The following is an 18,926-nucleotide window of genomic DNA, read 5'->3' as shown; positions in this document are numbered from 1 at the left end:
CATGGAGCTGTTCCCGCCGATCCCGCTCGCCGAGTGGCGCGACACCAAAGAGACGCTCCATCGCTTCGCGCAGATCGTCGGGAAGGTCCGTCTCGCCGCCAGCACCCGGCGCAACCACTGGTGGAACGTCCCGTTCCACCTCACGGGTCGCGGCATCACGACTCGCCCGATGGGACAGGTCGACGGCAACCCGATCTTCACGGTGGACTTCGACTTCGTCGCGCATCAGCTGGTTCTTTCGACTCTGGACGGCCGGGAGATCTCCCTCCCGCTCATCGGCCGGTCCGTGGCGTCCTTCCACGACGCGGTCATGGACTCGCTGGCCGCGCTGGGCATCCGGGTGCGGCTCGACGTACCCAGGCCCTTCGACCTGCCCGACTCCGGCCGGCCGTTCGCCGAGGACGCCGAGCACGCGACTTACGACCCCGCGCAGGCCAACCGCTACTGGCGGGTGCTCAGCCAGGTGGCATCGGTGCTGGAGGAATTCGCCGCGGGGTATTCGGGGAAGGTGAGCCCGGTGCACCACTTCTGGCACACCTTCGACATCGCGCACAGCCGGTTCTCCGACCGTCACATCGAGCAGCCCGAGCGGATCGACCCGGTCACCCGGGAGGCGTACTCCCGGGAGGTGATCAGCTTCGGCTTCTGGTTCGGGGACGACACCTTCCCCGAGCCCGCGTTCTACTCCTACACCGCTCCGGAGCCGGCACACCTGGCCGAGGAGCCGCTCCGGCCCGCGGCGGCACACTGGATCGCCCGGAACAGCAGCCACTTGGCCGTACTGCGGTACGACGAGGTCCGCACCGAGGCCGACCCGCGTGCCGCCGTGCTCGCCTTCTACGAAAGCGCCTACCGGGCCGGTGCCCGATGCGCCGGATGGGAGACCGAGCCACTGGCATGCCCGGGCGGGGTGACAGACCCGCAATTGCGGTTCCGCGAGCCCGGTCCCGCTTCCGGCTGAGGCCCGGCAGCAGCCGCGAATCCCGCGCCGGCGTGGCCACCCGGGCGCCGCCCCGTTCAGAGGTCGGTGCGCGCCAGTTCGCCCTTGAGCAGACCCGTCGCCTGCCCCACCTCGATGAGGTAGCCGTCCGGATCGCGCATGTAACAGCGCAACTCGGCGCGACGGTCGATGGGCGGGGTGAGGAACTCCGCCCCCTTCGCTACGGCAGTGTCGTAGAAGCGGTGGATGTCGGCCACTCGCACGTTCAGAAAGCTGGAGGCGGTGTGGGGGTCGTCCGGTGGGCGCAGCACGACGTCGGGCTTGTCGTCGGTGGGGCCGCCACCGGGGTTCATGATGATCCAGCCGTTGGCGACCTTGATGATGCAGGGGTTCTCCTCCAGCACCACCGTTCCCCCCAGCACGTCGGCGTAGAACGCCCGGGAGCGCGGCACGTCGGAGACGGTGAGGAAGTGTGTGAGCACCAGACCCTCGATCGGCGCAGGGAGATCATCCCGGTTCATCCTCTGCTCCCCCTCGGGATCGGCGACGAGGCGGGCCGCGCGGCGGACCGGAGCCGCGCCGGGAAACTGCCGGTCGCGAGCACGCTCCCTGCCGGTGCGTAGTCGGTCATGCGCCCAGAGTAGGACCCGACCGGCCGGACGGCACCCGCACCTCGGCCCCGCCTCCGGCCCGCTCCTGGCGGCTGCACAGCAGCCTCGACTACCGCACTGCCGCACTACCGCCGACGGCGACGTGCAAGGGAAGCTCCACCGCACCGGCCGTGGGACCGACGAACGCTTCAATGGGGGAGGGAGCCGCAGCGCGTACCGTTCGCGCAGCACCTCGTACGCGCTCGGCGTCGAGGAAGCGGAGGACACGCCCGTGCCTCCCGGTATCGCCTCTCAGGACCCTCCAGCGGGCCGGCCTCGTCACTCAGCTGCCGGGCCGCTCCGCCGGGGGCTGCGGGCGCGCGGTCAGAACCAGTGCGGGCAGTGCGGGGGCGGTCGGAGCGGAAGAGGGCGTCAGCGAGGGTGGCCGCGCCCGGGCGATGGGCCCGGATGTGTCCGGCACGTACGAGCGTGCTCGGGGCGGTGCCGCCGAGGTGGACCGAGCCCAGGTCGCTCACGCTCAGGGACAGGTCGATTTCTCGGTCCGTCGGGACGCAGTCGGCCTTGCCGCCCCGGACGGTCAGCAGGTGGCGGCCGTGTTCGCCGCGGAACGGGTCGTCGACCGGCCGTCGACCCCGGCGCCGAACTGATGTTCTCGCTGTTGCTCGGAATCAGGTTGCTGGAGGATGACTGAGCCCAGTTGCCCGGAGGACCGCTCCCCATGCCCAAGCAATACCCGCCGGAGTTCCGGCGGAAGGTGCTCGACCTGATCGCTGCGGGCGGCCGTGTCGCACAGATCGCTGCGGATCTCGACATCAGCGACCGGACGATCTACACATGGCGGCGCCAGGAACTGATCGACGTCGGCCGGCTTCCCGGTACGACCAGCGCCGACAACGCCGCACCGCATGCGGTGCCGCGGCGGATCGCCGAGTGGGTGTCCGTGCCCCGCACCCCGCTCGAACACCTCCCCCTCGAGGAAGCCGGGACCGGCTCCGACGGTGCGGCGTCGCCCGCGCACCCCGCCGTCGCCCCCGAAAGACGCCCGAATCCATCGGCCGAAGCTTCGCGGTCCCTCCATCCCGAGACATGGGGTCTGACGCACACCGGAGGAGCGCTGTGCCTGGAGGGGAAGGCGCTCTCGAGCCTGGCAGATCGCTGGGGGAGTCCTCTCTTCGTCGTCCACGGCGCCCGGCTCGCCGAGAACGTCCGGCGCTTCCAGCAGGTGCCGCGGGGCCGGTCACTGGGTGTCGACGTCTTCTACTCCTACAAGACCAATCCGGTCCCGGCCGTGCTCCAGAGGCTCTCGCGGCTCGGCGTCGGAGCCGAGGTGGTCTCTCCGTACGAGCTGTGGCTCGCCCTGCGGCTCGGGGTCGAGCCCGGAAGGATCATCTACAACGGCCCGGGCAAGACGCCGAGTGTCGTGCGCACGTTGGTCCGGAGCGATCTGCTGCTCACCCATCTGAATCATCGCGAGGAGATCGCGCTCGTCGCACGGGTCGCCGCGGAGCTCGGCAAGCGCATCGACGTGGGCCTGCGCGTGGCCACCTCCGACAGCTGGTCGGGCAAGTTCGGCGTCCCGATCGCCGGAGGGCAGGCGCTGGCGGCCTACGAGGAGGCACTGGCGCATCCCTCGCTGCGGGTCGTCGGGTTGCACGCGCACCGCGGCGTGGCCATCGAGGATGCGGACACGTTGGAGCGTTTCGTCCGCGAGGTGCTGGAGTTCTGCGATGCGCTCCACGCCCGGCTCGGCCTCGACGTGAGGCTGCTCGACCTCGGTGGGAGCCTGGCGGTCCCGACAGTGCTGCCGCTCGACGCCTCGCCGCTCCCGCTCGCCGAGCGGGTGGGACGCAGGCTTTCCATCGAACGCTACCTGGCGTTGCTCGTCGAGCAGGTCGAGGATCACTTCCGTCGCGTCGGCCGGCCGGCGCCTCGCGTCCTGCTGGAGCCCGGACGCGCGCTGACCGGGAACACCCAGATGCTGCTCTGCCGGGTCAACAGCCTCAACGCGCCCGGATCGGGACCCGCGCACGCGATCCTGGACGCCGGCGAGAACATCGCCCACATCCTGCACCGCGAGTATCACGAGATCTTCCACGCCGAGCGGTGGGGCGAATCCCGGAGCGAGACCTACACGCTCGACGGCCCTACCTGCAGCCCGATGGACTGCCTGCGGCAAACCGTCGCGCTTCCCCCACTCCGGGTCGGAGACACGCTCGCGATCATGGACGCGGGGGCCTATCTGGTCTCCTTCTCGAACTCCTTCTGCTTTCCACAGCCGGGCGTCGTGGTCCTGGACCAGGGCCGCGAGAGGCTCATCCGTCGCCCGGAGACCTACGAGGACATGATCGCCAGGGACCTCCACGCGGACGAGGCCTTCCGGTGACAGCCCCTTCGACGTTCGCGCACCCACCGCCGGACGAGCCGTTCCGCGTGCTCCGTGGCAACGCCGTGATGCTCTCGCTCGGGCGCGTCGAGGTGACGTACCCCGTCCCCGGACAGTTGCCGCGGATCGCCGTCGCCGGGCAGCCGCTGCGGATCGGGGACGCGCCCCCGGCCCAGGACGAGGCGGCGTTCGCCCTGGTGGCCGGATCGGACAGCGTCCTCGTCTCGGACCGCGACGAGAGGCTGGCGGTGCTCGTCCCACGCGACGGCTCCTCGCTGCTGGAGGCGAGGGCCTCGCTCTATGCCACGAGACCGGATCCCCGGCGCGCGGACCACTTCCGTGTGACGGTCCACGGCGCGTCCGCTCGTACGGGTGCGCTGTACGTGGCCCAGGCCTTCGGGCACACGACGGGCTGGGTGCCAGCCGTGCACGGAGCCCTCGCCAGGCTCCCGGAAACGGTCCCGTTCACCGCCGCGATCCGGCGGCGGGAGGACGCGGCCCACGCTCGCCGCAAGGCCGAGAGCTCAGCGGGGCTCCATGTGATTCCGCTCCGTTACAGCGACTCGGAGTCGGCGACGATCACACCCTCCGATGTCGCCAACCTCTCGCGCCCGGAGCTCCTGAACCGCGAGGCGGCTCTCCTGTGGATCGCGGACAACCTCGAGCTCGCCCAGGCCGGCGCGGGCGCGGCCGCCATCGTCAACGACTGCCGGCCGGAGACCTGGATCCTGCACCAGCTCGCCGAGCACGCGCAGCACAAGGAAATCCCTCTGCACGTCGTGCGCTATGCGTTCGAGGAGTTCTCGTGCCTGAGGCAGCTGGCGGGCCGGGCCCGAGCGTCGAAGCCGGTGACGGGAGTGGCCGTGCTCCTGGCCGCGTCCGCCCCGGCCATCCACACGCGGCGCGAGCTCCAGGACGCGCTGCGTGCGTCGGGGACCGATCCGCGGCGCAATCCCTCGGCCGACTTCGAGGCCGCCAGCCGGGAGATCGTGGCCCGCCTGCCCCGCAGCGGCACGATCTGGTATCAAGCCGTCAACTGGCGTGACCGGCTGTCGCTGGAGGCGGGCGAGCAGCCCTACGTGGTCGTCCCGCCGCTCGGCCAAGCCAGCGCGCTCTGCCCGGAACAGGCCGCAGAGCGGGCCGGCGCCGTCCTGGCCCAGCGCTGGGCGGCGCTCCGGTACCTCTTCACCCCGCGAGATCCACGCGGCGTCGCGCTCGTGTCGCAGGGCAACGGCTTCTCCGCCCGCAGCCGCCGACACTGGCGCACGATGCTGGCGCTGGCGGCGCGGATGGAGGAGACACAGTTCCTGTTCGCGGGCGGAAGCGCGGAGGACCGCGCGTGGCTGGCCCTCGAACTCGAGCGCCGGCCACGCGCGAACGTGACGCTCCTCGGATGGATCAACGAGCACTGGAGCACGTTCCTCCGGGCCCTCCGCGCCGAACCGCGGGCGACTTTCGTCTGCCGCCCGGGCTTGAGCAGCATCGGCGCCGCGCTTGCGAACGGCGTCCCCCCGCTCCTCATGTCGCCCGATCCGCTGGCGGGGCCGGACGGGACCGTGGATGCGATCACGGCGGAGGTGGCCATGGAGCGCGCGGTCTACGCGTTCCAGCTCGAGCGGCTCTATGCCACCCAGTGCGCCGAGCACCCCGACTCGCCGCTGCCGGTCCTCGTGGACACGCTCGGCGACGATCAGCAGAAGGCACTGCTCACGCTGCGCCGTGCGGTGGAGCCGGACGTCCAGTCGCGCCAGCGGGCAGCGATCGACGGGTACTGCGACTGGTCGCGCGTCGCGCATCTCATCGCGAGCGTGCTCGCGCGCGAGGCGGTCTCCGGCACGCTGCCGATGCAGGTCAAGCGCCGGATGCGCGACCAGGAACTCCTGGTCCGTCGCGAACCGTCCGGCGCGGGCCGAGGACGCCACGGTGGAGTGCGTCCGGGCCGGTTCGAGCACGAGCGACGCGCACGCGCCCCCATTCCCGGGCACGGCTGAGGAAGAAGGACATGCCCCCGCGACCTGTGACCCCCCGCGACATCTACGAACTGCGGCTCTGGCAGATCTGGTCGGACCTCCTCCACGTGGACGACATCGGGGTGAAGGACGACTTCTTCGCCCTCGGTGGCGACCACGCCAAGGCGGAGGCCGTCCTCGACACGATGGCGGCGCAGCTCGATGCTCCGCCGCTCTCGAGGGAGATGTTCCTCGAGGCGCCGACGATCGAGGGCATCGGCTGCCGCCTGCGCGCGCGATCGAGGAAGCTCTGCGAGCAGCCCGTCGTGCCGCTCCAGCCGCACGGTTCGAAACGCCCGTTCTTCTTCCTGCCGAGTGGGGAGGGAAACGTCTACTACTTCCACGCGCTCGCGCGCCGGATGGCGCCGGACCAGCCCTTCCACGCCCTCCAGACCCGGGGGCTCCACGGTGCTGAACCGCCGTTCGACCACGTGGAGGACATGGCGGCGGACCACATCGAGTCCATGCGCTCCGTGCAGCCGCGCGGGCCGTATCTCCTGGGAGGTCACTGCGTCGGTGCCATGGTCGCGCTGGAGATGGCCCTGCAGTTGCAGCGCCGCGGGGAGCGGGTGGCCTTGCTCGCCGCCGTTGACGGCCTTGCGCCCGCCCCCTTCTTCCGCGACGAGATCACGGAGATCGTCCAGGACCCCTTCGAGGCCATGATCTTCTTCGGGAGAGGGTTCACGTCCTGGTTCGACCGGGAGCTCCCGCTGAAGCGCGAGACACTGCTCGCGGTCGAGCCGGAACGACGATCGGCGTTCGTCATGGAACGTGCCAGGGAGCGCAGCATGTTCACACCGGACGAGCCCGACGACCGCGTGAGCCGTGTCGTGGATCTCGGCGCTCGCATCTGTCGCGCAGGGTACGTTCCCGAGGACGCCTACACGGGCCCGATCTCGTTCTTTCGCGCCCACGACTCCGCGCTGTGCGAGACCGCCACGGGAGGCTGGGAAGAAGTCTCGACGCAACCGCCGCGCGTCCGGGAGCTCCCCGGCGACCACGTCACGCTCGTCCTCGAGCCCCACGTCGATCGCCTGGCGCGCGAACTCCGGGCGGCGATCGCGGAAGCGCGGGTGTGATGCCCCGTCGAAGGCGCCCGTCACTCGCCACAGTCCCGCCCGAAGGGTGTTGCAGAAGGTCGCGGGCAGGGCATCTCCCGTGAACGGCCCGGACGGCCCCTGCCCACGAGGAAGACGGAACACCCTGTGCCGTCCCGCTGACCCACGGAATCGGCTCTGAAAGCGGCTCGGGCGGCACTCGCGCGGTGAGCGCGGGCACCGCCCGGAGTGACGGTCGAGGGCGAGGAGAGCGAAAGAACTTGTTTCAGGAAAGGAATGGAGGAGGAAGCCCCTTCATGGCCTCGCCGTGGGCAACGCCAGCACTCAGCCCGGGATCAAGTCGCGCAGATTTTCGAGGGTGACGACCCGGGAGTCCGGGTGCAGGCCCTCGGGACGTTCGAGACCGATGTACGTCACGGGCTCGTCCGGGACCGGCCCGCCGTCCCACAGATCCACGGCCGTGGTGTCGCCGTGCATCAGGTCGACCAGGTGGCGCACCGTCAGGTACTCGCGCTCCACGAGGGCGCGCACCACCTTGGACACCGACACCTGGTTCTGCTCGACCCGGTTGGCGTACGAGATGCCCTTCAGGTACAGGTGCAGCCACTTCGCGCGCCACCGGCCGTCGTCCTCGCGCCGGAAAACCAGCGGCAGCGCCACGCGACCCGCCCCGCGCAGCTCCGACTTCATACGCACCGTGCGCGGCTCGAACGGTCGGCCCTTCTGCTCACCGTCGCGCAGCATGAAACCGAAGAACGACTCCTCGACCTCCTCGAAGCCCTCACCGGCGTAGATGTTGACCTGCGGAACGATGTACGCGCCGCGTACCCGGTCCAAGGACAGGTCGATGAATTCCGAGGCCCCGTCGGACGCCTCGGTGACATCGCCCGAGTGCTCGCCCCCGACAGCCCTGAGGGATGTGTAGGAAAGCCAGGAGGCGGTGCTGTAGTCGGCGCGGAGAAGCAGCGCCGAGAGGTCGTAGTCGGTCCGGTGCTCGGTCTGCTTCCAGTACACGAAGAAGCGCAACCGCTCGCCGTCGACCGCCGCGACCGAACCTCGCGGCAGTACGCCGAGCCCGGCCGCGGTCGCCCTGCCGCTGAGCGGGAGCGCCACGTCGAGGACCTCGGGGTCGAGCAGCAGCCGGCCCGGTGCGGGGAGCCTGCGGCGCATCTCGGCGTCGAGCGCGGTGATGAGACGGTCGCGGTCGGCGGCGGGGACCGGCGGCCGGACGTCGGCGGTGACCCAGCCGCGGCCCCGGCGGTTGACGAAGATCCGGGGTTCGTCGGTCTTCCGCTCCCGGTTCTGGAAGTGCTCGCGGACCGAAAGCACGACCCGGCCGGAGACCTCGGGGGCCACCTGCACCGCGGCGGCCACCACCGCGTCCCGCCCCTCCTGGTCGGCGGCGATGCGCAGCAGGAGGTCCAGGGCGCGGAACAACTTGCCGGGAGCGGACCTCAGCAGCCGCACCGCGCCGAGGACGTCGCGCTCGGCGAGCAGCTTCTCGGCACGGCTGTCAAAGGACCGCGCCTCCTTCTCGCCCCGTGCCACGGCGAACACTTCGGCGGCGTGCGGCCAGCGCGGGTACTCGTGCGGGTGGAGACGCTCACCGAGCCGCTTGAAGGGCTCGCGGTGCGCGTGCACATCGGCCAGCTTGGCGGGGTTCGCCGCGACCACGGTGTCGAGGCCCGCGAGCAGCGCACGGCGGACCGGCCGCGGGAGGGTCCGGAACCGGGTCGGCTCCTGCAGCGTCACGTCGCCGCCCGACAGCGCGCAGGCCAGCCGCAGCACGTCGGTGACGGTGTCCAGCAGGAGGTCCGCGCCGACAGCGAGACGGGCCTCGTTGACGACCGCCCGGTTCTCCCGGATCGGGATCGTCTCCGGCTGGGGGCCGGGCGCGCACCGCTCGGCGAGGGTCTTGAGGTCGCGCAGGTGCTCCTCACCCAGTGGCGTCGTGCTGCCTGCCAAGGCCAGGTACAGGTCCGTGAGTTCGTCGTCCAGGTCCCGTCCCAGGTGCAGGACGGTCACCCGGTCGCCCGCCGAGGCGATCAACTCGTCCTGCGCCGCGAGCATCTCCTCGTAGGTGTGCTGGTAGCGGCCGTACGTGGGGAGGCTGAGCAGGTCCAGCACCCCGTGTGCCCGTTGCGTCAGCACGTTCTCGCGCGACGCGTCGTCGCCGAGCGCCTTCGCCACACACCGCATCCAGAACTCCTCGGTGTCCGGCACGTTGGCCGGAAAGTCGATGAAGTACGCGTTGTGCCGGACGTGGTCGCCCACCATCTCGCTGACGGTGCGCAGCGTCCGCTTGGCGGTGTGCACGACCGCGGCCTCGGACAGTCCCGACAGCCGCTCCAGCAGCTCCGCCGAGAGCTTGAAGCCCACGGATGTCAGCGCCGCGTCGAACTGCCGTGCGGCGGCGGCTCCTTCCCCGGCGGAGCCCCTGGGGGAAGGAAGGCGGTGGGTGTGCCGGATGACCAGCGATTCGAGACGGTACGCCATTCGGGGATGATCGCAGAGGTGTGCGAGCCGACGCACAGGGGTTTTTCGTACGCGCTCCGAGCAACAGGACGGGCGCGGTATCGCTCGTCCGGCCCAAGGAAACGGCAGCCGACAGGCCATCCCCCGTCGCGTTGAGTAACAGTCTCTCTATGACTAGCAGACGAAACGCCCATGCGGGCAACGGGTTCGGGGCCCACGGCAGCCGGACCCGCACCGCCCTGATGGTCCTGGTCACCGCGGTTGTCCTCGGCACGCCCGCCCAAGCGGTGGCCTCCCCGTCGATCGTCTCGGGACGGCCCGACTGGGACGCCATCGCCGCATGCGAGTCCGACGGCAACTGGCAGGCGAACACCGGGAACGGCCACTACGGCGGTTTGCAGTTCACGCAGTCGAGCTGGGTCGCGGCCGGCGGGCTCGAGTACGCCCCGCGCGCGGACCTGGCCACCCGCGAGGAACAGATCGCCGTGGCCGAACGCCTGGCCCGTCTCCAGGGGATGTCGGCCTGGTCCTGCGCCTGAACACCCGACCCCTTCTGTGGGCGGAGTCGAGGGGTGCCTTCCCGTTCGATCCACTGTGCGAGGGCCTGCACACCGCGCTGGAAGGCCGCGGACGCCTTCCCTTCCGGCGGGCACCACGTTCGCGCCGGCCGAAGACAGGTGAACCGCTCCGGGTCTGACGGAGACTCCGCTGTGCCCTGAGCGGTTCACGGGTGCCGTGCGGCGACAGCGCTGCGGTGGTCGCGTCAGTCGGCTCGTGCTCGGGCGACGATGCTGGTGACGAGTGGCTCCGCCGCCTTGCCCCGGGACCGGACCGGCAGTCGCAGGGGCTGCGGCAGGTGGTGGGGCGGACGGGGTGTCGGGGGAGGGCTTTCCAGGGGTCGGGTACGAGTGGTCGTGGGCTGACGACTGTGGTGGCCGCCGCTGTGATGGTGGTGGTGACCCGCACGGCTCTGCCCGGTTCCACGGGGACGAGGCCGTGTGGGGGTGTCTCGAAGGTGAGGGAGAGCCGGGGTCTTCCGTGCGCCACGACTGCCGGGCGGCGACTCCCACGGCACCGCCCGGGGTGCGTACGGCGGTGAGCCTGAGGGCGGTGGTGGTGACGGCCCTCTCCAGGAGGATTCGGTTGAGGGTTCCTGGCCGGGGGTCCGCGGGGTGCGGTGTTGGCCGGGCAGGGGATGCCGTACCGCTCGGGGCTACCGCGCCCAGGGCCGCGGCGCCGTCGTGAAGAAGCCGCCGACGATCGAGGGCCATGCGGGAACTCCTTCTGCGGGAACGAGTGGACAGGGCTGCCCGAGCGACGGACGGACAGTGCCCGACAACGTTGTCTGCCAGGGGTTCCCGCTCAGACCGCCATGAGTCGGGTCCACCGCTGAAGAGTCCGTGCAGCGTGGGAAAGGACGGACCGGTATGGGTGGCCTACCGGTCGGTGATTATTCGGTGGATCCGCTCTCGTCGAGTTCCTACAGTGACCGGACCTCACATCGTCACGAAAAGTGGATCATGCGTGTGCCCTACCCCCGTACGCCTCATCTCCCGTGGTCGCCGGGGGCGGCGTCGGACGACATACGAGCCGGTGACCTGTCCGGGCTGCGCGGCCGCGAGGTCGTGGTCACCGAGAAGCTCGACGGGGAGAACACCACTCTCTACGCCGACGGGCTTCACGCCCGGTCGCTGGATTCCGCGCACCATCCCTCGCGGGCGTGGGTGAAGAGCCTGCAGGGGCGGATCGGCGCGGGGATCCCGCAGGGCTGGCGGGTGTGCGGCGAGAACCTCTTCGCGCGGCACTCGATCGCATACGAGGACCTGGAGAGTTGGTTCTACGGGTTCTCCGTCTGGGACGGCGGCGACCGCTGCCTCGACTGGGACCGGACGGTCCGGTTCCTGCGGCGGTTGGGAGTTCCGGTGCCGCAGGTGCTGTGGCGGGGTGTCTTCGACGAGCGTGCGCTGCGCGCGCTGCGGTTGGACACCGCGCGCCAGGAGGGCTACGTCGTACGCACCGTCGAGGGGTTCGGCCGACAGGAGTTCGGGCGGCGGGTGGCCAAGTGGGTGCGCAGGAGGCACGTTCGAACCGATACGCACTGGATGCACGCCGCTGTCGTGGAAAATGCTCTGGGACCGAACGCCGCGCTGTGGGCGGTGCGTTCGGGGGCGGCCGCCGACGTGCCGTCCCTGTCGGCCGCGCTGGGCGTCGCCCCGGAGGATCCGGTCGCCGCCGAGGCCGCCGTCGCCGATGTGTCCGCGAGACTGGACGTGCTGGGCCGGTCCGGGGACGCACGGCTGGAGGGCGTCCTGGCCGCGATGCTCCACAGCACGCGCCGGGCGTGGCTCGGACCCCGCCTCGCGGGGCCGCTGGGCATGCGGGGCGCCCGCCGCGTCGCGGATCTGGTCGGGCTGGCCCCAAGGCTTCAGCGCCCGTACCCGGACGGCGACCGCCGGACCGGCCTGGTACGCATCGCCCTCGCCGCCGACCTGGGGGTGCTTCACGCGGTCGCAGGAGCGGTCGCGCACACCGCCGAGGCTCGTGAACAGGTCGAATGGTCCGCGCTGCACGCCGAGGACGCCGGGCTGCTCGGCGCATCGCCGCTGAAGCCGCTGCGGGCCGGGCTGCAGGACGCACTCGCCGGCCTCGGCTCCGCTGCCGCCGACCGGTGCTGGGCGGAGGCGCGGGACGCGTTCGCCGAGGGGCGGGTCGCCACCGTCGACGAGGCGGTGGCGGCAACCTGGCGATGGCGTTCCGGGGACTTCCCCCGGCTGATCCATCTCGTCGGGCCGTCGGGCAGCGGGAAGAGCACCTTCGCCGGGAAACTCCCCCGGACCGACTCGTACGTCTGCCTCGACGAACTGCGCCAGGCCCGGGGCTCTCGGGCCGATCAGCGGGCCAACGGGGACGTCCTGCGGGAGGGCCTGGACCGGCTCGACGCGGCGCTGGCCGGCGGCGGGACCGTGGTGTGGGACGCCACGTCCCTCAACCCGCACCAGCGTTCCCTGGTGCACGGGGTGGCACGGCGCCGCGACGCCCTGGTCACCCACGTGGTCGCGCTGGTCGACGAGGACGAGCTGGCACGGCGCAACGACAGACGTGCGCACCCGGTGCCGCCCGCGGTGCTCACCTCGCAGCTGCACCGGTTCACCCCGCCCTACCCGGCCGAGTCCCACCGCACTTGGTACGTCGGAGCGGGCGGAACCGTCGACGACACCGAAGGCACGCTGAACGGCACCGTGGACGGAGGAGAGGCGTGATGCGTACGAGCGACGAGGTCTATCACCGGGTCCGTTGGGACCCGCGGTTCGATCCGGCCCGGTTCGTGCTGGGGATCATCCAGCGCGGTGCCGCCCCCAAGCGGATCCCGCTGCCCTCGTTCGTGCCCGGCGGCGACATCCCGTGGCACCGGGTGCTGTTCGTCGAGGCGGACGGCGAGCTGGTCTGGGACCGCGCCACCGGTGTGGACCGCATCGACACGTCGGACGCCGGCCGGGTGCGGACCCCGCGCCTGCTGCGAGCGCCCTTCTTCACAGCCGGGACGCCCTACGGATGGGAACCGGCAGAGGGATGGCGACCCACGGACGGCGCGCCCCGGACGGCCGTGCCGAGCGCGGGAAGTCTGCGCGTACTCACCTGGAACACGCTGTGGGACCGGTACGACAGCGACCGCATCGACACCGCCCGGCGCCGCCCCCTGCTGCTCGCAGCCCTGGAGGACGCCGACGCGGACGTCATCGCGCTCCAGGAGGTCGAAGCCGGTCTGCTCGCCCTGCTGCTGCGGGCGCCCTGGGTCCGCGCCGGTTACACCCTGGGCACCGACCCGGGAGGCAAGGACATCGAGAACAGCGGGCTCCTGCTGCTGAGCCGGCTGCCCGTACGGGAGGCGGGGCGGCACGAACTCGGACCGCACAAGGCCGTCACCGCCATCACCGTGGAGACCGGCTCCGGTCCCCTCGTGGTGGCCACGACCCATCTGAGCAGTGACCACTCCCACAACGGCCCGGCCCGGCGGCAGGCCGAACTGGGCCGGCTCGCCGAGGGACTCGGCGGCGTGGACGGCGACCTGGTCCTGGTCGGTGACTTCAACGACGGCGGCGACGGACCGGCTGCCGCGCTCGGGCTGCGGGACGCCTGGACGGAGGTCCACGGGCCCGGCGACCGGACGCCCACGTTCGACCCGGGCGTCAATCCGCTGGCCGCGGTGTCCTCGCTGTCCGGCCGGGCCTCCCGGCTGGACCGGATCTTCCTGCGCGCGGGGCAGCTGCGGGCGACCGGGGCGTTCCTGCGGGGCGACTCGCCCACAACGGACGGGCTCTACGTCTCGGACCACTACGGCGTGGCGGCGGACCTCCAGCTGAGCGGTACCGAGCCCACGGATGTCCTCGACGCCCGGCCGACAGCCCGCACCGCACTGGCGTGGATACCTCCCCAGGAACTGTGGCCGACGCTCCAGGGCATCCGCCGGGAGCACGATCCGCAGGTCCACCGCTGGCCGCCGCACGTCAACCTGCTCTTCGGTTTCGTGCCGGAGTCCGACTTCGAGCAAGCCGCCCCGCTGCTGGCCGAAGCGGCGGCCGGCACGGCGGCCTTCACCGCCCGGCTGGACGGGGTGCACACCTTCGGGCACCGGGACGACGCCACCGTCTGGCTCGACCCGGCGGCGGCCGACGAAGCACCGTGGGCAGGACTGCGCCGCGCTCTGGAGGAACGCTTTCCGCGCTGCCGCGGGCGCGCCGAGGGCTTCACCCCCCATCTCACCCTGGGGCGGACGAGGGACCCGCAGCGCCTCGCCGCCGCGTGCGCCGCCCGGCTCGACGGGATGTCGGCACGGGTGGGAGAACTGGTCCTGCTCTCCCGCCGGGGCGACGAGCCGATGCGTCCACGCGCCACGATCGCGCTCGGAACGGGCGACGTACGGTGGCTGCCCGACACCCCCGGCCCCGCCACCACCGGGCCGGCCGCGGAGAGCGAGGCCCGGGCCGCCCTGGCGTGCAGGACGGCGCAGCGCATCTCCGCGGCGCTGGATGACGGGGTCGTCCACGTCGTCGGATCACGGCGCATGGGCTGCGCCCTGGCCGGAGCGGACCTGGACCTGGTCGCGGCGCTGCCGGGCGGCGTCGACCTGGCCGACGTCCGGGCACGGGTGACCGCCGCGCTGTCGGACGGCACCCGGGTGCGGCAGGTGACCGGCGCTCGGGTGCCGGGCCTGCGGCTGCGCACCGGTGATCTGGACGTCGACCTGGTCGTCGTCGCCACCGGAACGCTCGACCCCGGCGAAGCAGTGGCCCGCCGCGCCGAGTTGGACCGGGCGGCGGCGATCGCCCTGAGCGCGGTGAGCGACGCGGACGCGGTACGGGCCGCGGTGGGCGACCACCACACCGCTTTCACCCGGCTCGCCAGGCAGGTGAAGGCGTGGGCCGGGGCGCGCGGCCTCGACTCGGCCCCCTTCGGCGGACTGCCGGGCCTGGCCTGGTCGGTGCTCGCGGCCCGTACGGCACGCGAGGCCACGGACTCGGCCGCTCCGGACCTGCTGCGCCACTTCTTCGGCACCTGGGCTGCCTGGGACTGGCGGGACCCGGTCGGCCTCGCACCCACCGGAACGGGACCGCACACGCCCGTGGTACTCATGACACCCACCGATCCCGTCCGCAACTGCACCGGACAGGTCGGCGCCGGATTCCGGGACCTGCTGACCGACGAGCTCTACCGCGCCTGGACCATCCTGGAAACGGCAGCGGATGCGGACACGAATCCCTGGCCCGAGCTGCTGTCGCCCCCCTCCCTGCACCGGCGGCACGCGGCCTGGGCGGTCCTGACCGTACGCCCGGGCCCCGCCGAGGAGTTCGAGGAGACTTCGGGGCGCGTCCGGGGGCGCCTGCGAGCGCTGCTCACCGCTCTGGAGGACGCCGGAGCGGCGGACGCGTACGCCTGGCCCCGCCCGTTCGAGACGGGGCCGGGGTTCGTACGGTACGCAATCGGCCTCGGCCGCACCCCGCCCGATGCTGCCCGGCTCGCGGAAATCTCCGAAGAGTGGGGCAGAGGACTGCGCGGGGTCGACGTCACATGGGCGGAGTGCGGCACCGTACCGACCCTGCGGTGACCGGGGGAGGGCGCGTCAAGGCGCTGTCATGCTGTTGGACGTGCGCGGGCCTGACGGCGCCGTCGGGCTGTGGTGGGCCGGCCAACAGCGCCGGTGATGTGCTCCCGGAGGGCGAAGTGGGTGGTCGTCTCGGCTCGGTGGTCGGTGATGATCGCCTTGCTCGCTGAAGCACGTCCAAGGGGGTCTGGATGTAGGTGCTCCGGCGTGTCCGGCGAGCGTGGTGCCGAGTGGGGTGGAACGGATGTGCCACGCAGTGCGCTTCGGGTTCCTCAAAAGAGGGTGCGGATCAGCGATCCGGGTATCAGGTAGAGCGTGACCCAGGCAGTTGCCAGGAACGCCGCAGTGCCTACGCAGGTTCCGAGGACCAGCCACAGGGGTGCCCAGGCTCCGAGTGGGTTGTCCTCGTCCGGGGCTCCCGGGAACGTTCGCTGACGGAGGGGCCGTGGCGAGGATCGAAGAAGCAGAGTGGAAGTCGCCTGGGCAGCGGCTCTCCCGACAGCCGGGCGTCCAGGCGAGCGACCTCATCGCGCCTGTGTCGTCGGCTCCCGCGTCCCTGACTCTCCCCCCAGCACCTCTGCCCCTGTCACCGCCTGTCGCCGTTCTGTCAGGGAAGACAGGCGGGAGACTGTGCTGCTCACATTCGGCTGAGCGGTACAGACCGACCGAGAACGCCCCGACGACCACCGCGTCGTCAGCAGGCCACGGCCAGCGCGTCGAAACGGCCCGGGAATTCGGAACAGCCCCGAGCATGCCCGTTGACCATGCCTGCCGCACCGGGAAACTCCCGGGTCCCCGACGGAGTCGGGCTCAGGACGAAGGGACCGACAGCTCGGTGGTCGGTCCCTTCGTGGTCTTCCGGTTCAGGTGGGGCGCCGGGCGGCCGTGGTGTCGGCGGTCAGGCCGCGGTGTCTCTCCGGGTGTGCTGCTCGGCGTCGCGGAGCGATTCGATCAGGGAGATGCGTGCGCGGGCCACCCGGGAACGTACCGTTCCTATGGGGCAGTTGCTGAACAGCGCCGCTTCCGCGTAGGGCACCCCGAGTAACTGGGTGAGGACGAAAGCCTCACGGCGCTCGTCGGGCAGGTCGGCCAGCAGGTCGGCGAGGGCGATGCCGTCATCGAATCCAGGCAGGTTGTGCGGCTGGGCGCGTTCGGCCGCGGCCTGCCAGTCGTCGGTGTCCGACAGTCGGGGCCGGGTGGCGGTGTACCGGAAGCTGTCGACCACCGCGCGGCGAGCGATGGTCAGCAGCCAGGAGCGGGCCGAGGAGCGGCCTTCGAAACGATGCAGGCTGCCGAGTGCCCGCAGGAAGGTGTCCTGGGTCAGGTCGTCGGCGGACTGGGGGTCGACACCGAGACTGGTCACGTACCGGCGGACGTCCCGGTGCAGGGCCCGGACGAAGCGCTCGGCGGCCTCGGTGTCACCGGTGCGGGCAGCGAGTGCCCAGAGCGTCGCCGAGTCGTCGGGCGAGATGGGGAGGGCAGGAGCGATCATATGGCGTCCTTCTCGGGAATCCGGACCCGGCGGCGAAGGGCGGCGGGCCCGGTGACGGCGTGCGGTCACGCAGGGGTGAGCGACGTACGACCGCACGGAGGCGTACGGCCGATGCCCGAGCCGCCTGGGCGCGGGGAGCCTCGGCGGCACCGGGGAACCGGCTGTCAGGTGACAGCGGTTCCGGTGGGCGGACCCCGAGAAGTGATGGTGTGGACGAGGAGGAACCGCCGCGGCGCGCGGGCCGATCGGTCTCGCTGGGGGCGGACGCCCGGACGGTGCGGCGGTGCGGGCAGCAGGAGCGGCAACCGCAGCGGTGCGACGAACCACCCGGCGAGTGTCCGCAGGACGCGGAAGACGGCACGTTCGCCGTAGCCGAGCCACAGGCTGCACAGCAGCACCACCAGTACGTGGGCCGCGAACATGCCGAACGACGAGACGCCGGCCATGTCGCTGCCCATGTGATCCAGGTGTGCCACGTGTTCCAGCGGCGTGCCGTGTGCCCTGGCGGGGTGACGGGTGGTGGGGCGGGCCAGGTGCGGCTCGTGGCGTTGTGCGATCGCCTGGGCCAGTGAGTACCACGTGTGCAGGACTGCCTGGGTGGCCATCGCGACGGAGACGACCAGGAGGAGCCCACGTTCTCGTCCGGCCAGGCACCAGGTGGCTCCGCCGACCGTCACGGCCGCTGCGGCGACGGCCCACCACGGCACGGCGGAGCCGGACACCGTTCCATGCCCCAGGGCGGCGAGCAGCGCACAGACGGCCGCGAACACCGCGGCCCGTACCACGCGACAGCACCACCCAGCAGTCATGGCGGGCTCATCCTCGCATCCGTGCTTCTCGCTTCGCGGCTGTTTCCGCCAGATCAGTACGGAGGGTGGCCGAGAACCCGACTCACCCTCGCTCCTGTGAATCAACTCACAGCATTGACAAGGAACTTGAGACGGGATGGAGCCGACGCAGTCGGCGCCGTCCGTCGTCGACCGCCGGGAACTGCCTGCCGGAGACAGCCGACTTCTCAGAGGAAGGTGAGTGACAGGAGACGACGACCGGGGCCGACGGGCCCAGGAGGAGGCCGAGCGTCATGAAGTGGTACGAGGACGATTCCCTGTGGTCCGACTTCGCGCCCACGATGTTCTCCCCGGAGCGTGCGGAGTCCGTCGCCGAGCTGGTGGCCACCTCGCCCCTCCTGCGCTTCCCGCCCGGATCGCGGGTGCTCGACCTGTGCTGCGGTCCCGGTCTGTTCCTGGTGCCGCTGGCCGGGCAGGGCTTCGACGTCACGGGTGTCGACCTCAGTGAGGCGATGCTGGACCGGGCGAGGAGCGCGTGCGAGGAGGCCGGAGCCGACGTGCGGCTGGTACGGGCGGACATGCTCACGTACACGGCTCCCGAAGCGTTCGATGTTGTCCTGAACATGTTCACGTCTTTCGGGTACTTCGACGACCCGGAGGACAACCTCCAGGTCCTCCGCAACGCCTGGAAGAGCCTCGCCCCCGACGGGCAGCTCCTCGTCGACGCCATGGGCAAGGAGGTCCTGGCCGGCTGGATCGGGCGCCCTCAGGCCGTCGACCTGCCGGACGGCTCGTACGTCGTCCAGCGGGACGTCGTCTTCGACAGCTGGCGGAAGCTGCGGACCGACTGGACGTTGGTGCGGGGTACGTCGGCGCGCACGGCGTCCCTGACGTCCTGGCTCTACAGCGCCGCCGAGCTGCACGATCTGTTCGTGGCTGCCGGGTTCGCGGAGGTGGAGTGCTTCGGCGGCTTCGACGGTTCCGCGTACGACCACCACTCACGGCGGCTGATCGTTCGAGGGCGCAAGAAATGACGCGGGCCGTGACGTCCGCCCGCGTTGCGCCACGGG

General features: G+C 71.5%; 12 protein-coding genes and 1 pseudogene. 8 read left to right on the top strand and 5 right to left on the bottom strand.

What is annotated here, in order from left to right:
* The first annotated feature begins 1 nt into the window (after position 1).
* Positions 2-961 carry a DUF5996 family protein gene (locus CP969_RS03500; protein WP_039831785.1) on the top strand — a complete coding sequence of 320 codons (960 nt, stop codon included), beginning with the start codon at positions 2-4 and terminating at the stop codon, positions 959-961.
* Positions 962-1,017: 56 nt separating this feature from the next.
* On the opposite strand, the gene CP969_RS03495 is transcribed toward CP969_RS03500, so the two are convergent.
* Together CP969_RS03495 and CP969_RS03490 are read right to left on the bottom strand one after the other, a co-directional pair.
* Positions 1,018-1,461: a VOC family protein gene (locus CP969_RS03495; RefSeq protein WP_026085465.1), complete on the bottom strand. Its 444-nt coding sequence runs from the start codon at positions 1,459-1,461 to the stop codon at positions 1,018-1,020.
* Between the two features lie 453 nt (positions 1,462-1,914).
* A pseudogene (locus CP969_RS03490) lies at positions 1,915-2,171 on the bottom strand (sterol carrier protein domain-containing protein); the annotation flags it as partial.
* A 98-nt stretch (positions 2,172-2,269) separates the two neighbouring features.
* On the opposite strand from CP969_RS03490, the gene CP969_RS03485 reads away from it, so the two are divergent.
* From CP969_RS03485 to CP969_RS03480, 3 genes are read left to right on the top strand one after another with little or no spacing between them, the layout of a single operon-like run.
* Complete coding sequence (locus tag CP969_RS03485) at positions 2,270-3,934, top strand: alanine racemase (protein ID WP_016827885.1); 1,665 nt, start codon at positions 2,270-2,272, stop codon at positions 3,932-3,934.
* A complete protein-coding gene (locus CP969_RS33700; RefSeq protein WP_223887040.1) occupies positions 3,931-5,925 on the top strand; it encodes a hypothetical protein in 1,995 nt (664 codons plus the stop codon). The genes CP969_RS03485 and CP969_RS33700 overlap by 4 nt, the downstream gene beginning before the upstream one ends.
* An 11-nt stretch (positions 5,926-5,936) precedes the next feature.
* Positions 5,937-7,022: a thioesterase domain-containing protein gene (locus CP969_RS03480; RefSeq protein ID WP_039831331.1), complete on the top strand. Its 1,086-nt coding sequence runs from the start codon at positions 5,937-5,939 to the stop codon at positions 7,020-7,022.
* Positions 7,023-7,325: 303 nt separating this feature from the next.
* Here CP969_RS03480 and CP969_RS03475 read toward each other — a convergent pair whose 3' ends face one another.
* Positions 7,326-9,497 carry a TerD family protein gene (locus tag CP969_RS03475; RefSeq protein WP_016827888.1) on the bottom strand — a complete coding sequence of 724 codons (2,172 nt, stop codon included), beginning with the start codon at positions 9,495-9,497 and terminating at the stop codon, positions 7,326-7,328.
* A 149-nt stretch (positions 9,498-9,646) separates the two neighbouring features.
* Between CP969_RS03475 and CP969_RS03470 the strand changes: the two genes are divergently transcribed.
* From CP969_RS03470 to CP969_RS03460, 3 genes are all read left to right on the top strand, one after another.
* Positions 9,647-10,015 carry a transglycosylase family protein gene (locus CP969_RS03470; protein ID WP_026085466.1) on the top strand — a complete coding sequence of 123 codons (369 nt, stop codon included), beginning with the start codon at positions 9,647-9,649 and terminating at the stop codon, positions 10,013-10,015.
* 981 nt (positions 10,016-10,996) lie between these two features.
* The gene (locus tag CP969_RS03465; RefSeq protein ID WP_016827890.1) at positions 10,997-12,736 is read left to right on the top strand and encodes an RNA ligase family protein; all 1,740 of its coding nucleotides are present in this window, start codon (positions 10,997-10,999) and stop codon (positions 12,734-12,736) included.
* Positions 12,736-15,579 (top strand): poly(A) polymerase, encoded by a 2,844-nt coding sequence (locus CP969_RS03460; protein WP_016827891.1) that lies wholly within the window; start codon positions 12,736-12,738, stop codon positions 15,577-15,579. The genes CP969_RS03465 and CP969_RS03460 overlap by 1 nt, the downstream gene beginning before the upstream one ends.
* Before the next feature lie 895 nt (positions 15,580-16,474).
* Here CP969_RS03460 and CP969_RS03455 read toward each other — a convergent pair.
* On the bottom strand, positions 16,475-17,068 hold the full coding sequence (locus CP969_RS03455) for a sigma-70 family RNA polymerase sigma factor (RefSeq protein WP_016827892.1): 594 nt from the start codon (positions 17,066-17,068) through the stop codon (positions 16,475-16,477).
* A gap of 164 nt (positions 17,069-17,232) precedes the next feature.
* The gene (locus CP969_RS03450) at positions 17,233-17,877 is read right to left on the bottom strand and encodes a hypothetical protein (protein WP_026085468.1); all 645 of its coding nucleotides are present in this window, start codon (positions 17,875-17,877) and stop codon (positions 17,233-17,235) included.
* A gap of 272 nt (positions 17,878-18,149) precedes the next feature.
* Here CP969_RS03450 and CP969_RS03445 point away from each other — a divergent pair, with 272 nt between their 5' ends.
* Entirely contained in the window at positions 18,150-18,890 is a 741-nt protein-coding gene (locus CP969_RS03445; RefSeq protein ID WP_004992811.1) for a class I SAM-dependent methyltransferase, read from the top strand.
* Positions 18,891-18,926: the final 36 nt, after the last annotated feature.

Source organism: Streptomyces viridosporus T7A (assembly GCF_008704515.1).
Classification (GTDB): Bacteria; Actinomycetota; Actinomycetes; order Streptomycetales; family Streptomycetaceae; genus Streptomyces; species Streptomyces viridosporus.
Note: the sequence above shows the minus strand (reverse complement) of the source record. Positions and strands in the feature narration are given on the sequence as shown.

Coding starts and splice junctions, on each gene's coding strand:
- CP969_RS03500 (WP_039831785.1), top strand. CDS start 2: ATGGAGCTGTTCCCGCCGATCCCGCTCGCCGAGTGGCGCGACACCAAA.
- CP969_RS03495 (WP_026085465.1), bottom strand. CDS start 1,461: ATGAACCGGGATGATCTCCCTGCGCCGATCGAGGGTCTGGTGCTCACA.
- CP969_RS03485 (WP_016827885.1), top strand. CDS start 2,270: ATGCCCAAGCAATACCCGCCGGAGTTCCGGCGGAAGGTGCTCGACCTG.
- CP969_RS03480 (WP_039831331.1), top strand. CDS start 5,937: ATGCCCCCGCGACCTGTGACCCCCCGCGACATCTACGAACTGCGGCTC.
- CP969_RS03475 (WP_016827888.1), bottom strand. CDS start 9,497: ATGGCGTACCGTCTCGAATCGCTGGTCATCCGGCACACCCACCGCCTT.
- CP969_RS03470 (WP_026085466.1), top strand. CDS start 9,647: ATGACTAGCAGACGAAACGCCCATGCGGGCAACGGGTTCGGGGCCCAC.
- CP969_RS03465 (WP_016827890.1), top strand. CDS start 10,997: ATGCGTGTGCCCTACCCCCGTACGCCTCATCTCCCGTGGTCGCCGGGG.
- CP969_RS03460 (WP_016827891.1), top strand. CDS start 12,736: ATGCGTACGAGCGACGAGGTCTATCACCGGGTCCGTTGGGACCCGCGG.
- CP969_RS03455 (WP_016827892.1), bottom strand. CDS start 17,068: ATGATCGCTCCTGCCCTCCCCATCTCGCCCGACGACTCGGCGACGCTC.
- CP969_RS03450 (WP_026085468.1), bottom strand. CDS start 17,877: ATGACTGCTGGGTGGTGCTGTCGCGTGGTACGGGCCGCGGTGTTCGCG.
- CP969_RS03445 (WP_004992811.1), top strand. CDS start 18,150: ATGAAGTGGTACGAGGACGATTCCCTGTGGTCCGACTTCGCGCCCACG.